We start from the raw sequence: 14,693 nt of genomic DNA, 5'->3' as shown, positions 1-14,693 counted from the left end.
ACCTTTCTATTAAAGTGCCCACCATTGGTAGAGGCTCCAGTAGAGGATATTGAGAACGACGATAAGTGAAGCGCTGCTGGTCAAGTAGGTCAAGATTTTTCGACCCTTGCTCACTTGGAAGGTTGAGCGCAGGAAGATGGGCAGCGCAGCATTGACCAGAAAAATCAGTGCTAAGAAGGCAAAGAGAATGGCTTGCCAGCGATAATCGGGCATGTACTTGCCCGAAACGGCAACGATGACGAGACCTGCTAGATTGACTAGGCTAACCAAAATCAGTCCGCAAGTGCCATAATGCCAAATTTTCCAACTTCTTGGAGTCGGTCTTTTGCTTTCTTTTCCAAAAAGTGAGCGATATATCTTGCTCAAAGCAGCTAACAGAAGAACAAGTACGGCATAAACCGATGCCAGTCCCAGCAGAGCGACAGAGCCATAATCCTTTATCACCTCCCAAAGCGAGAGCTTTTCTAAATTATTATAGGTTGTTTCAACTTCTGTTCGGCCTTGGCGCTGTTGCAAAAGCCAATAGTTGCTGACTAATAAATGACCGTCTTTTATCACATCTTTCACATAAAAGGTATAAGCGGGGGCAAGGCGCGAAATAGAGGTCGGGCCTTGCTGAATGGAGCGAGAAGTTCGATACATGCCCTCTTGAAAGTCTTTTTGAGACTGGCTAGGGGCTTGCTTTTTCTTACCAAAGACCAAATCGGGTAGACCAAAAGAATAGGTGGCTTCTTCTCTCTGATTTACCATAGTAACCATGCCAATACCCGATTTGAAATCTAGCGAAATCAGGGTGGAAAAACCGGCAAAAGAATAGCCGCCGTGTCCTAAAATCGCCCCTGTCTCATACTCTGTCACCCAAAAGCCGTGAGCGTTCTTAGCGACTGCTTTATCTGAGAATGTAGAAGTTGTCTGATACAGTTCATTCCAGGTTTCTGGGCGCTTAAAGAGCTTTTCCTTTCTCAAAAGAGCTTGCGCGAACCGTTTGAAATCGGCAAAAGTCCCTGTCGCCTGTCCCGCTGGATAAATATCTGCGGGAAGCAATTTATCTAGATATAAGTTTCCATTTGTATCATAGGTTTTCTCGCCCTGCCGCTTGTCTCGGACATAGGTATTGTCCGACAAATCAGGTAAGAGAGCGGTGTGTTCCATACCCAAGGGCTGAAAAATATGCTCGTGGACATAAGCCGCAAAGTCCTGTCCGCTGATGCGCTCCACGATATAGCCTGCTAGAGCTGTACTGTAATTGGAATAGGATGTCACCGTCCCTGGCTCATAAGTTTGAGCGGGCTGGCTTTTTAGTAATTCTTCCAAGCTCTTGCCTGCTCCTGTGCTCAGCGGCGTTTCATCAAAACCCGCTTGGTGGTTCATCAGATCCAGCATGGTAATGGGCTTGTCGTATTTGAGGTGTTTCAGGAAATCCTTGGGCAAATACTCTTTTATATCTGTTTTTAGGTCAATTTTTCCTTCTTCCCAGAGCTGCATGACGCTGAGCCAGACGGTCAATTTGGTGGCAGAGCCCCACTCAAAAACCGAGTTGTCGTCCACAGCCAGCTTCTTTTCCTTGTCCATATAGCCAAAGTTCTTTTGGTAAATGGTTTGGCCGTCCTTATCAAAGACTGCTGCCGCCAGTCCCGCGCTGGTTTTTTCGTGTTCCTTGTGGAAATTTTCAATTTTCTGACCGATTTGGTCGTAAGGTGTGCCTGACGGCAACTTTTGCTCATCAGCTTGGACTTGCGCCGCTCCAAAAGCGAGCAAGCCACAGCTTACTAACGCCACAGCGTTTTTCAAAAATGATGGTTTCATGATATCCTCCTTAAGATGTATTTTCCCCTTTGCACCCTTATCCTAACAAATGGACAATAGTAAATCTACCCCTTTTCGGTAAGTGGTAAGATTTCCTAAGTAAGTGGTAGAAAAAGTAGCTCTATAATTTCTGTAGTGGGTAAAACCACTGTAGGAATGAGCGAAATGCTTTCGGATTTCGGAACTTTGACAACTTTAAAACTAGAATCCTCATCGCTTTGAATATCAAAAAGGAGAGGACTGATTTAGTCCTCTCCAGATTATAACTTTTCATCAACCCACTACGGTTGACAAAGAGCCGCTTTTCATGTAGCTAATAACTTATTGAATAACTTCAAAAACAGAAACCGTCAGATTTTCAACATAGAAAGGCTTCTTATGACGGCTATTGCCAACTACGAGGCGCAGCTTATCTGCATTCGGCAGATAGTAAGGCAGGCCGCTGGCATTAAAAATGACTTGATAGTGCTTGTCATCCTTGATTTCAAAGATAATCAAACCACTGCCCTGCTCGGCTGATTGGACAAAGACATGCTTATAAATATCTTCATAGGTCTGATAAGAAAAGGCTTTGCAGCTTGTCTTGAGACGAATGATGTCCTTGATAAAATCAATACTCTCTTGATGATCCGGCAAAATATCCCAATTCACCTGATTGACTGCATCTGGCGCATTGTAACTGTTCATAGCCTTTTCTCGATCGCTATGCAGGACTTGACCGTCTTCCCCCGTAGCTACGAGCTTAGTACGGGAAAATTCCTGTCCAACCTCCATGAAAGCCATACCTTGCATGAGTAGGTTCATGGCAGTTGCCAGCTCAATCCGCTTGGTGCGAGTCAGAACATCATCATCAGGATGCAACTCCGCAAGCAAATCATGCAGATTGAAATTGTCGTGAGCCTCCACATAGTTAAGGACTTGATCAGGACTGAGATAGCTGCCTAGCTCACTGCTGCCAAGGATAGACTTAGCGACGATATCCTCCGTCGCCTGACCACTGACAAAGCCAGCCTTGATGCCGCCGTAAACTTCTGCTCCTTTGACCGCATCCCGCTCTGTATCATTGAAAAATCCAATCCGTGGAAGCTGGTAGGCATTGTCTTTCTTGGCCTTGTCTTCTGGCATCAGGCCCGTTCCCATATCCCAACCTTCTCCATAGAGCAGGATTCTCGGATCCACCTTATCCATAGCTTGACGGATGGCATTCATCGTTTCCACATCATGAATGCCCATCAGGTCAAAGCGGAAGCCATCCACATTGAACTCCTCTACCCAGTACAGCAGAGAGTCAATCATAAACTTGCGGAACATCTCGTGCTCGCTAGCTGTCTCACTCCCCACACCAGTTCCGTTTTGGAAAGAGCCGTTAGGATTCATCCGATAGTAATAATCCGGTACCGTAGCTTGGAAAGCAGAATCATAGGTTGAGTAGATGTGATTGTAAACAACATCCAGTGTCACAGAAATCCCCGCATCATGGTAGGCCTGAATCATTGTTTTCAAATCGCGAATGGCCTGCGCTGGGTCGGCAGGATTGCTGGAAAAGCTAGTCTCCGGAGCATGATAGTTCTGCGGGTCATAGCCCCAGTTGTAGATTAGCTCTCCATTTTCATCGTAGTTCTTGTGACGGTCAGAGACAGGCTGAAGTTGGACAACATTAACGCCTAAATCGCTGATATAGTCAAAGCCTGTTTTTTGCCCTAGATGATTGGTAGTGCCTGTTTGACAGGCCCCCAGGAAAGTCCCGCGCAGCTGACTGTCCACGCCTGAAGTCTCCGATTTGGTCAAATCCCGAATATGCATCTCATAAATCACTGCCTGATTTGGATTGTCCAAACGCCAGAGAGCTTCTTTGCCCTGCCGAACTTGAAAACCAGCTACTTCTGTCTCATCTGCTCCAAGAATCGCTGAGCGCTTGCCATCTGGACTGGTCGCAACAGTATAGGGATCACGAGTATAGAAATTGCGGTATTCAAAGCTAACATGATAGTGATAAGTTTTGCCGGTCAAGTCTTCAGCTATTTCAGCTGACCAGACACCAATGGTATTTTCCTTATGGTCGTGAGAATATCGTTCTCCTTTTTGCATTGGGAAGATTTTATAAACAGGAGCTTGATTGTCAGCTGATTCATACACTACCAGCTCTACCTTCCTAGCTGTCGGTGCCCAAACTTTAAAAGTATGTGCACCGTCCGTCTGACGATGTCCCAACCAGCCTTGATAGCCCCAGCATTCATCAAAGTAGTCTGTTCTCAGGGCCATATCAAAGTTATGCGGCCGCCGGCGTGAATACTGGTGACTGGTCGTTGCAGACTGCAGGGAATAATAAACCTGAGCATCTCCCTCAATCAACCAAATCTCCGTCACCAGATGAGGAGGCAACAAATCAATATGATAGTCACAGGACTGGCTAGACCAGTCTGAACGTTTGATAATCACATGAGCGTGATTTAAGGGCTCCCAAGTCTCAAATGATAATTCTCCCTGAATACCAAAATAATCAAGTTTGGAAAAGGCTGCTTCCTTTCCCCATTGGTTTATTTGCCACTGCCACATATCATAGGAGAAATAATCTCCAGTAGGATTGTGGTAATGGACTAAGACTTTATAGTCTAGCATGTTCTTTCATCTCTCATCTATAATTATTCTATTGAAAGGGCCGTCTGACTGATTTCATCGATATTGGCAAAAAATTCCAAATGTCCGTGCAGCACTTCCAGTTCAACAGGCGTATCACCGCCGTATTCTCCATCCAAATTCAGCATAAATGGACCTTTTTTGTCTAAAATTTCTAGCTGCAGCTTGCTTGTTTTGAGGTATTCTACATTGATGTCCCCTACGTGTTGACCACCATTGATAGCCTGCATCATCAGGCTCAGCATATCAAAGAGATTGGCTGTCTTGACCAAAATCAAGGTAAAATTCCCGTCGTCTAATTTAGTATCTGGCGCTAGCTTTTCAAAACCACCAATAGAGTTGGTCAGAGCCGCAAACATCAGCGAAATCTTCCCTTCAAAGACACCGTGATCGTGCTTGATACGGACCTTGCGGAACTTAGAGCGAGGGAGCTTTTTTGCTCCTTCTGCGACATAGGCAAAGTAGCCTAGGCGGGATTTGACCTCGCTAGGTACGCTATAAGTCAGCTCTGTTAAGGTTCCAGCTGCTGCAATATTGATAAAATACTTGTTCCCATAGGCCCGGCCAATATCCATCTTTATGGTCTGGTTCTTTTCAATAATGCGGGCTGCCGCTACCGGATCTCCCATGGGAATCTTCAGAGCACGCGCATAATCGTTGGTTGTGCCAGTTGGAATAAAGGCCAGTTTAGGCCGTTCATCCAGATTCGCCACGCCATTAACTACCTCATTGATGGTACCGTCGCCGCCTGCCGCAATAATCAAATCAAATCCTGCTTTTGCTGCTCTTTCAGCTTCTTTTTGAGCAGAAAGAGGCGCTGGAGTGGTCTGGTAGGCGCTGGTTTCATAGCCCACATCCTCCAAAACATCCAGAACTTCCGCTATATTTTTCTTAATAATTTCCTGTCCCGAAGTCGGGTTATAAATCAATCGTGCTCGTTTAATCTTATCCTTCATACTTCAGCCTCATAAGCTATCAAGCCAATCTTCATCCCGAATTTCAATTCCCAACTCCTGAGCCTTGGCCAGCTTGCTGCCGGCATCTTGGCCAGCCACTACCAGATCCGTTTTTTTAGAAACAGATCCGGAAACATTAGCACCTAGACTCTGCAATTTTTCTTTAGCTTGATTGCGTGTCAATTTTTGTAATTTACCAGTCAAGACAACCGTCATACCAGATAGGGCTGCATCAGCTGCTGCCTTTTGCCCCAGATAGTCCAGATTCACACCTGCTTCCTGCAGCTCCGCCAAAAGAATCTGAGAGCCTTCCTGCTCAAAATAGGTATGCAGGCTTTGGGCAATCACAGTTCCAAGACTGTCAATAGCCGCAATCTCTTCTTGGCTGGCCTGAGACAGCTTAGGAATATCATGGAATTTCTCCAGCAAAATCCGACTGGCCTTGCTTCCCACATGGCGAATCCCCAAGCCGAACAAGAGGCGTTCAGCCGAGTTTTCCTTGGAAGCTTGAATAGCAGTATACAATTTATTTGCTGATTTTTCCTTAAAGTTCCCTAGTTCTAGTAAATTTTCTACCGTCAGCCGATAGATTCCAGCCACATCCTTGACTAGATTTTGAGCAAAGAGCTTCTCTACCACTGCTGGACCAAGGCCGGTAATGTTCATGGCATCCCGGCTAGCAAAGTGAATTAGCCCCTCCTTGATCTGAGCTGGACAGAGCGGGTTAATGCAGCGCAGAGCGACTTCATCTTCAAAGTGCACTAGCTCACTCTCACAGCTCGGACAGTGACTTGGTATTTCCAGAGGCTCCTCTGAGACACGCTTGGACTCGACCACTCGCAAGACAGCAGGAATAATATCTCCCGCTTTATAGACGATAACGGTGTCTTTCTGACGAATATCCTTCTCCGCAATATAGTCCACATTGTGCAAGGTTGCTCTGCTGACAGTCGTTCCCGCTAGCTGCACTGGCGTCAGATTGGCTGTCGGAGTCACAACTCCCGTCCGCCCCACTGTCCAGTCAACAGACAGAAGCTGGGCTTCCTTTTCCTCAGCCGGAAACTTATAGGCAATAGCCCACTTGGGTGCCTTGACAGTAAAGCCAAGCTCCTCTTGCACCGCCAAGTCATTAACCTTGATGACAATACCGTCAATCTCATAAGCCAGACTGTCTCGCTCCTGAGCAATCTTTTCGATAAACTTCCAAACTGCTTCGATAGAATCCGCCAGAATATGAGTAGGATTGACTGAAAAGCCCAAATCTGCCAGCTTGTTTAAGACTTCTTCTTGGCTGTCAGCCTGAGTCGGACTGGCTTCTTGGTAGAGGAAGGTTGCTAGATTGCGCTTGGCCACAACTGCTGTATCCAGCTGGCGCAAGGTTCCCGCTGCCGCATTTCGAGGATTGGCAAACTCTGGCTCACCATTCTCCTGCCGCAGCTGATTGACCGCATCAAAGGAAGCCTTGGGCATGTAGCACTCTCCTCGAACGGTAATGTCCAGCGGCTCTTTCAAGGTCAGCGGAATATCCTTGACCCGCTTGAGATTTTCAGTGATGTTTTCACCAACAGAGCCGTCCCCCCGAGTCGCCCCTGCTACCAATATTCCCTTTTCATAGGTCAGGGAAATAGAGAGCCCGTCAATCTTGAGCTCACAAAGATAAGAGACCTGAGGAAACTCCTTACGAACTCGCTGGTCAAAGGCTATTAATTCTTCACGTGAAAAAGCATCCTGCAAACTAAAGAGAGGATACTGGTGTGGATATTTTTCAAATCCTTCTAAAATCTTCCCTCCCACCCGATGCGTCGGACTGTCAGGCAGGATATCTGTTGGGTACTTTTCTTCTAACTCCGCTAACTCACGATAGAGTCTGTCATACTCGCTATCCGATACACTTGGCCTGTCTGCCGTATAATACTCATGGGCATATCGGTTGAGCAATTCTACTAATTCTGACATTCTTTCTTTCATACTTCTATTTTATCACAAATACACAAAATCTTCCTCTATTTGTTCCGAATTCTTCCTAAAAAACAAGAGGATATAAAAAGAGCGGAAATTCCGCTCTCTGCTGTCTTATTTTGTCAAATCAATACTTTTTGCAATCTGGTTAATAATGATAGCTCCAGCAATCAAGGAAGCAAATTCTCCAATGGCCGTTGTAAACCAAGTCAGGAAGAATGGCAGGCCTTGCAAGAAATGTAACTCTGCAGCAATAGTCACCATCGAAATAGAAAAGAATACTGCAAAATAGAAATGATCCAAACGAATCAAGCCTTTAATCAGATATTGATTCTTATAGCGACTGAAAAAATAGACACCCAGTGACAGGAAGACCAAGGTGGACCCACCGCCAACAAAGACATCAACGATTCCAAAACTATAGAGATTGGCAATCATACAGCCAATGGTCACGCCCATGATATACTTACGATTATAAAAGGCCATAAAGTTCATCATTTCAGAAATTCTGAACTGGTAAGCACCATAGCTAATAGCATTTAAAGGGGGCGTAATCGTAAGGGCTACATAAATGGCAGCAACAATGGCAATCTGAGCCAAATCACGAACTCTCAGTTTTTCTTGTTTCATGTTTTCTCCTTTAGCGGCTTTACCGCGTGTAATATGCTTGGCGAAAGAAGCTAAGCGCCAAGGGTTGCGTCACATGAGAGGAGCATCATTAGTTGATTCCCCACAGATTTGGCAACCCAACTAGTATAGCATAAATCCTAGAAATATGATAGACTATCTTTATGAAAACTTTAATCAAAAAATTCTTTGACAATGAGGTTCTGGCCTATCTTTTCTTTGGTGTGGCAACAACTGTCGTATCCGTTGTCAGTCGGATGCTCTGCTATGAATTGACGGGAAACGAACTACTGGCTACGATAATTGGTGATATTCTTGGCATTCTCTTTGCTTTTGTAACCAACGATACCATCGTTTTCAAGCAAGCAAGGAGTGGCTGGCCTTCTAGACTTATCAAATTTTTCACTGCACGTTTGGCTACTATGGGCTTAAATTTACTGCTAACCTTTATTTTTGTCACTAGCTTCCCACAGATCATAGGCCAGTTTGTCAATAACAATATCAAAATGGTCAATACCATCGAAACCTTCATTGCTCAAGTACTAATCATCGTTCTCAACTATGTCTTTAGTAAGATTTTTGTCTTTAAAAACAAGGAGAAATAACAACAAATCAGTCTATTTCACCCTATAAAAGCAAATCTGGACCAGATAATTCTGATCCAGATTTTTTTATTCCTAAATTTCCAAGCTTGGATTATCAAGCGTCAGATGGGTGATTTCACCTTTGACACCAGAATAGTCCTCAATCAGAGTCTGAAGCTCTATCATAGCTGCTTGAGCACGCACGGCCTGCTCTTCGTTGATGGCCTCGATAACCAAGATGGCATTCTTGGTCTCCTCGGTCAGCATAGTTCGCTGGGCTTCTCGCCAGTTAAGGCAACGGCAGACAGCCCCTTCTTCATCATAGTAGATGATTTCTTCTGGAAGTGCCGGTGCGTCACTCTCAGCACCCAGCGGGAAAAAGGATTCCCCACCCTTGGCTTTTCCTAGATGAAGACCTCCGACAATCTTATCCAAATCCTCACCGCCACATGGAACCGCATAAGACAGCGAGACACTGTTGTAGATATCGACCAAAGGATTGATTGGATGAAATTCCCGTCCCTGACTGACCCGCTTGAGCAGAGCTTCGATAGAGGAACGCGCTCCTTTCTTGGTCTTGAATTGGCTGAAAGCCTGCCGCCACTCCTGAATGACTTCATTTTGAGTGAAGTTCTCATCTAAGATAAAGTCCTCAGCTCGCTTTGCTCCCTTATCCAGCAGGGATTTGAAATATGGATCCTTACTTTCATCCACACTATTATCCAGCCCCTTGACCACTAAAACACTAATCTGACCTTCCGGAAATACTTGCCAAAATTCATGTTCAACTGTAACTTTCATGATGCACCTCTTTAATCTTAATAGTTTCTTTTTTGTCCTTTTTTGACGGCTTCCCAGTCACCTGTGATGTTTTCACGCACTCGGATCAGCATTTTCTCCAAGGCTTGAACTTCCGCTTGAGAAAAGCCCTGCAGGGAAGTCTCTTCAGAATAGTCATTCTCAGCTAGGATCAAAGGATAAAGTTTTTCTCCTTTTTCCGTCACAAACCATTCCTTGTTCTTCTTGTTGCCCTTGGCTGCCTTCTGCTGGACCAAGCCCTTGGCCTCTAGCTTCTTGACAGAGCGGGCAATCGTTGAGCGATCCACCTTGAGAAGCTCCGACAGCTCCTCTTGGATGATCCCTGGATTCTCCGCGATTCGCACCAAATAAAGGTATTGACCTCTTGCTAGCTCTATGTCACGGAACTCAATATTAGCAATGGAATCCAAAGCTCGGGCGATAATCCCAATTTCCCGCAATACTGACATATCCCCTCCTTTTAATTTTGATTTAAATCTATTATACCATTTTTTGTTGCAAATGCAATAAAAATAATTGAAAAGAAAAAAGAGGAAAATCCTCTTTAAATTTGGCAAAAATGTCTTTTTCTAGTTTTCATCTTCCTTATAGTATTTTTGTAATTCTTCCGCTGAATTAATGACATGTTCCTGCCCATCTACTGAATATTCAGCTGGGATAGTTACATTCTCAAATACATTCGTTCCTGGCGGAAAGAAGAGTTCAGCAACCTTCTGAACCAACTTGATATCAGGTTCTTCATTTAAGAAAGCTACACGAGAATCATAGCCTTGCAAAATCTTGTGCAATTCGGGATAATCTTGACCAAGGACTGTTTTTTTAAGATTTTTGCGAGGATACGTATCATTTAAACCAACACTGGTCATAGATACGCTTACTCCTTTCTTAGCGAGGTTATCATAAAAGCTTGTATTGGAAACAAAATTATTTTTAGTAGATAACTTATCAGTTTTCACTTTATCAGCTGGAAGAATCTTTCCCTCATCCAAATCAATGAAGTAAACTTTATAATCCTCATCGTTTTCAGAATGTTTGGGATGAAGAATAATCCTAACGTACTTCTTCTCACTAGTCGCACCTCTCCCCATTCCTATTGAGTCTATTTCAGAAGGAACAAGATTATCATCAAAAGAACGCACCATCTTAAAAATATCAAATTCTTTTCTTTCTAGTTTTTCTCCCACCAGTTTATAAACAGCCAACCTCCAATATTCTCCTTTTTCTGGTACATTCCGATTAAAATCATATAGCCCTTGCTCTGGATTATTCTTCAGCTTCATATAGTTATTTACAAAATAGCCATAACTAAATTCCCTTACACTAGTAAACTTACTTGCTTCTGACTTAACTGTTGCCATTTTCTGCATTTCTTCCGAGTCTACAAGCTCCCAATTATAAAATAAAGCCTTTTTTCCTTCAAAAAATTTATAATTCGGTCTATACTCAGGCACATAGTAGGTATATTGACCATAATTTTCTTGAAATTGTGCCTTTTGACAATTATCCCAGATATAATAGCCTACAAATCCTAGAAGCAAGAGCAGAGTGATCAAAATACTCTTCCATTTTGTTATTTTTTTACTTTTCATACTTATTTATCCTTTTCCACTCTAAAACAACATTAGTCTTCGTCATCCTGCTCTTTCTTCTTGAAAGTAAAACGTCCTGTGCTTTCAACTTGAAACCCTGACTCACAATAGCTCTGGATACTGGCATTGAGCACTGCGCCAACAATCAAAATTTTAGCAATCATGATAAACCAAAACATCATCACAACCATAATAATGGAGCTAAAAAAGCGGACATCAACTAGGTGATTTAAATAATTATCCATGTAAACAGAAAAGATATTCAGTAAAGCCAGAATGGTCAGGAGCACAAAGGCGCTGCCAGGCAGAACATAGCGTTTTTTGTTGATTTTCACGTTAGGCAGGAAATAATAGAACATAACCAAAACCGCAAAGAGTAAGGCATAAATCAGGGGCTCGGTAAAATTCTGCAAGTGCTGATAAAGCTGGTTATCTAGCTTCCAGTAAGTACGGAGGAAATCCAGCGACATATGGCCGAACATGGTCAGAAAGAGGGCCAAGGCAAAGAGAATCTGCAGACCTAGACTCACAAAGAGACTCATGACGCGATGAGAAATCAGCCCCCGACTCTTAGCCACCCCATAGGCTTTGTTAAAGGCAATCTGGAGGAAATTCATGGACTTGGAAAAAGTCCAAAGAGCCGACAAGACTGAGAAGCTCAGCAGACTAGTCGAAGGCTGGGTCAGAACTTCACGCATGACTTTTGCCACAACATCATATAAAGTCTCTGGAAGCATGTCCTTGATAGCTGTCAGAAAATCCGCCACCGGAATGTGAAAATAGGGCAAAATATTCACCACAATCAAGAGCAAGGGAAAAACAGAAATCAACCAATAATAAGCAACTGCAACGCTGCTCAGCTCACTATCTGCCTCTTTATAAAAACGGAAAAATTCTCTTAAAAACTGATTTTCCCGAACCTTACTAAATAATTTCTTCACTCTCTTCTCCTTCAAAAAAAGCTGAGACAAGTGCCCAGCCTTTGATTTCTAATAAGTCCCTTCTTCTCCCTGGCTGGTCAGAATGACAGGACCATCTTTTGTAATGACAAACTGATGCTCATACTGACAGGATAGGCCGCCATCCAGCGTTTTATGTGCCCAGCCGGTCTCAAAGTCCGTATCAATTTCCCAGGTACCTGTATTGATCATGGGCTCGATAGTCAGAACCATTCCCTCACGCAAGCGCAAGCCGCGTCCTGCTCGACCGTAATGCGGCACCATAGGCTCCTCATGCATGGTTGGGCCAACACCGTGCCCCACCAAATCCCGCACAACGCCATAGCCATGACTTTCAGCATATTCCTGAATTGCTGCGCCAATGTCACCGATACGATTGCCAACCTTAGCTGCCGCAATTCCACGGTAGAGACATTTTTTGGTCACATCCATCAGCTGCTGAGCCTCTGGGCTAATCTTCCCTACTGCATAGGTCCAGCAAGAGTCTGCCACACCGCCTCGGAAGCTCTCTGTGTGTTGCTTCATCTCTGCTACATTGTCAAAATCTAGCTTGGACACATCCAGCTCGGCCTTATCGACCAAGCCAACCACCATATCAACGCTGATGACATCACCTTCTACCAGCTTCTGATGACGAGGAAAGGCATGGGCCACTTCGTCATTAAGAGAGCAGCAAGTCGCATAAGGATAGTCCATGATAGAGCCTTCAACACCAATTTGCAGAGGCAGCACATTGTCTTCTTTACAACGCTTGCGGACATACTCTTCGATGTCCCACATGTCAATTCCTGGCTTAATCAAGTCTCTCAAACCAATATGGACCGAAGCCAGAAAATCTCCACTCTTGTCCATCAAGTCAATTTCACGCTGTGATTTTAAAGTAATCATTCTTTCTCTAAATTCCTCTTCTTAATTAATTTTCACTGTAATCGTCGCTTTGGCAACCAGCATCGCTTCCAGATACATCTCAAAGTCAATAATAGCTGTCCGCCTAGTCTGACGGATAATGCGCGGCTGGATATGCAGCAGGTCATCAATCTGAACCGCCTGAAAGAAATAAATCATCAGCTGATCGATTATCAGGCTGCGGCCGCTGTTGACCATGAGCTGCTGGGTAATCCGAGTCAAAATTTCTGTCAGCACACCGTTGGCCAGCACACCATTTTGCTCCAGCATAAATGGCTCAACGGTGAAGGAAAACAAATCATCCTGACGGCTAATCTTCTGTCCCACTTGCTCACTGAAAGTCGGCAGGCTGGAAATCTGAGAACGGCTCATTTTTTCCATAATGTCCCGCCGCGTAATCACACCTAGCAAGGTCTGGTTGCTGCGAACCACTGGTATCATTTCAAAATCTTCTGCAATCATGCGCTGACTGATATTAGCAATATTGGCAGATAAGCCTGTCATAAAGACGTTTTTCGTCATGACCTTGTCCAAGGTTGTCAGAGGAGACTTATCCCCCGCGTCCCGCATGGTTACTACTCCTACCAGCATCTGCTGCTGGTTGATAACCGGAAACCGGCTGGCACGATTGCGACGAACCAAGTCCAAATAGTCACGAACAGTATCAGTATCATGCAAGAAGCCATACTCGTGGCTGGAGCGATAGACCTGCTCCACTGTTAAAATATCGGTCTTGATCTGCATATTGGACAGGGCCCGATTAATCATGGTTGCAACGGTATAGGTATCGTGCTTGGTCCTGAGAACCGGTATATTGAGCAGATTAGCCATCTTCAGAACTTCCGAGCTGACTTCAAAACCTCCAGTAACCAACACCGCATTCTCATTTTCCAGAGCCAAGAGCTGAATTTTCGTCCGGTCTCCGACAATCAGGAGACCGCCCTCTGTCAGATAGCGCAGGATATTCTGCTCCGTCATGGCTCCGATGGAGAACTTATTAAACTCTTTTTCCAGACCGTCTTCTCCGGCCAATACTTCTGAGCCAGTAATATCAACGATTTCCTTGTAGGTCAGATGCTCCAAGACCACTTTCTTGGACTTGACCCGAACCGTACCACTCCGAGGCCTAGTCTCAACAATACCGCGGTTCTCCGCTTCCTTGATAGCTCGATAGGCCGTCCCATCGCTGACTCCCAGGTAGTTTGAAATACTGCGGACACTGACCCTCTTGCCGATTGGAAGATTTTCAAGATAGGTTAAAATTTCCTGATGCTTACTCATTAAAATCTCCTCTCTCATAACGGTACTCCAGATAATCTCGCATCTTCCTCGTGTACCGGTCACTTCCTTTAAACTGCCGGTAGAGGCTGAAGCCAGATTTTTGAGCTACCTTCTGACTGGCTAGGTTCTCTGCATGAGTGATAATGCTGAGACGCTTGAAGTCAAAGCGGGTAAAAGATAGAAAAGCAATTTCTCGAACAATTTCTGTCATCAGCCCTTGTCCCCAGTAGTCTTGCCGCAGAAAATAGCCTAACTCAGCCTCTTTTTTAATCTCGTCCATCTTTTCAAACTTGACAGAGCCAATCATTTCCTGCGTTTCCTTGTGACAAATGGCCCAAATCCCCAGAGGATTTTTCATAAAGAAATTGGCAATGACGTATTCACTTTCCTCTAGGCTTGCTTCTGTCGGAAAAATGAACTGAGTATTTTCCGGATTGGACGCAATCTTATATAGGGCCCCCGCATCTTCAAAGACAATGGGCCGCAAAAAAGCATGCTCCGTCTCAATAAATGAACAGGCCGCCAAATGTGTCCATAAATTCATCTGCTACCTCTACAAAAAATAAGCGA

13 protein-coding genes and 1 riboswitch are annotated in these 14,693 nt (G+C 44.5%); of the genes, 1 reads left to right on the top strand and 12 read right to left on the bottom strand.

The window, feature by feature from the left end; genetic code table 11:
- Positions 1-9: 9 nt before the first annotated feature.
- The 5 genes from MFP28_RS04415 to MFP28_RS04395 form a co-directional block, all read right to left on the bottom strand.
- On the bottom strand, positions 10-1,806 hold the full coding sequence (locus MFP28_RS04415) for a serine hydrolase domain-containing protein (RefSeq protein ID WP_002906172.1): 1,797 nt from the start codon (positions 1,804-1,806) through the stop codon (positions 10-12).
- Positions 1,807-2,127: 321 nt separating this feature from the next.
- On the bottom strand, positions 2,128-4,425 hold the full coding sequence (pulA, locus tag MFP28_RS04410; RefSeq protein WP_002906171.1) for a type I pullulanase: 2,298 nt from the start codon (positions 4,423-4,425) through the stop codon (positions 2,128-2,130).
- 23 nt (positions 4,426-4,448) lie between these two features.
- Positions 4,449-5,399 (bottom strand): diacylglycerol kinase family lipid kinase, encoded by a 951-nt coding sequence (locus MFP28_RS04405; protein WP_002906169.1) that lies wholly within the window; start codon positions 5,397-5,399, stop codon positions 4,449-4,451.
- A gap of 9 nt (positions 5,400-5,408) precedes the next feature.
- On the bottom strand, positions 5,409-7,367 hold the full coding sequence (gene ligA, locus MFP28_RS04400) for an NAD-dependent DNA ligase LigA (RefSeq protein ID WP_002906168.1): 1,959 nt from the start codon (positions 7,365-7,367) through the stop codon (positions 5,409-5,411).
- A gap of 105 nt (positions 7,368-7,472) precedes the next feature.
- Positions 7,473-7,988, bottom strand: coding sequence for a QueT transporter family protein (locus MFP28_RS04395; protein ID WP_002906167.1), 516 nt, complete (start codon positions 7,986-7,988; stop codon positions 7,473-7,475).
- Positions 7,986-8,121, bottom strand: a riboswitch (PreQ1 riboswitch). It overlaps the preceding gene by 3 nt.
- Positions 8,122-8,149: 28 nt before the next feature.
- Between MFP28_RS04395 and MFP28_RS04390 the strand changes: the two genes are divergently transcribed.
- Positions 8,150-8,590 (top strand): GtrA family protein, encoded by a 441-nt coding sequence (locus tag MFP28_RS04390; protein WP_002900020.1) that lies wholly within the window; start codon positions 8,150-8,152, stop codon positions 8,588-8,590.
- A gap of 72 nt (positions 8,591-8,662) precedes the next feature.
- Here MFP28_RS04390 and MFP28_RS04385 read toward each other — a convergent pair whose 3' ends face one another.
- The 7 genes from MFP28_RS04385 to MFP28_RS04355 form a co-directional block, all read right to left on the bottom strand.
- Positions 8,663-9,370, bottom strand: a complete 708-nt coding sequence (locus tag MFP28_RS04385; RefSeq protein ID WP_002906165.1) for a B3/B4 domain-containing protein — start codon at positions 9,368-9,370, stop codon at positions 8,663-8,665.
- Between the two features lie 17 nt (positions 9,371-9,387).
- Positions 9,388-9,837 carry a MarR family winged helix-turn-helix transcriptional regulator gene (locus tag MFP28_RS04380; RefSeq protein ID WP_002900018.1) on the bottom strand — a complete coding sequence of 150 codons (450 nt, stop codon included), beginning with the start codon at positions 9,835-9,837 and terminating at the stop codon, positions 9,388-9,390.
- 120 nt (positions 9,838-9,957) lie between these two features.
- Positions 9,958-10,977 (bottom strand): hypothetical protein, encoded by a 1,020-nt coding sequence (locus MFP28_RS04375; RefSeq protein ID WP_002906164.1) that lies wholly within the window; start codon positions 10,975-10,977, stop codon positions 9,958-9,960.
- 32 nt (positions 10,978-11,009) lie between these two features.
- Positions 11,010-11,933: a YihY/virulence factor BrkB family protein gene (locus tag MFP28_RS04370; protein WP_002906163.1), complete on the bottom strand. Its 924-nt coding sequence runs from the start codon at positions 11,931-11,933 to the stop codon at positions 11,010-11,012.
- Between the two features lie 33 nt (positions 11,934-11,966).
- A complete protein-coding gene (locus MFP28_RS04365; RefSeq protein WP_002906162.1) occupies positions 11,967-12,824 on the bottom strand; it encodes a methionyl aminopeptidase in 858 nt (285 codons plus the stop codon).
- A gap of 21 nt (positions 12,825-12,845) precedes the next feature.
- Positions 12,846-14,123, bottom strand: coding sequence for a CBS-HotDog domain-containing transcription factor SpxR (gene spxR, locus MFP28_RS04360; RefSeq protein WP_009659239.1), 1,278 nt, complete (start codon positions 14,121-14,123; stop codon positions 12,846-12,848).
- Complete coding sequence (locus MFP28_RS04355) at positions 14,116-14,667, bottom strand: GNAT family N-acetyltransferase (RefSeq protein WP_002897261.1); 552 nt, start codon at positions 14,665-14,667, stop codon at positions 14,116-14,118. Before MFP28_RS04355 ends, spxR begins: the two co-directional genes overlap by 8 nt.
- Positions 14,668-14,693: the final 26 nt, after the last annotated feature.

Origin of the sequence: Streptococcus sanguinis (assembly GCF_050234405.1) — a bacterium.
GTDB classification, from domain to species: domain Bacteria; phylum Bacillota; class Bacilli; order Lactobacillales; family Streptococcaceae; genus Streptococcus; species Streptococcus sanguinis_W.
This window is presented reverse-complemented; position numbering and strand designations above follow the sequence as displayed.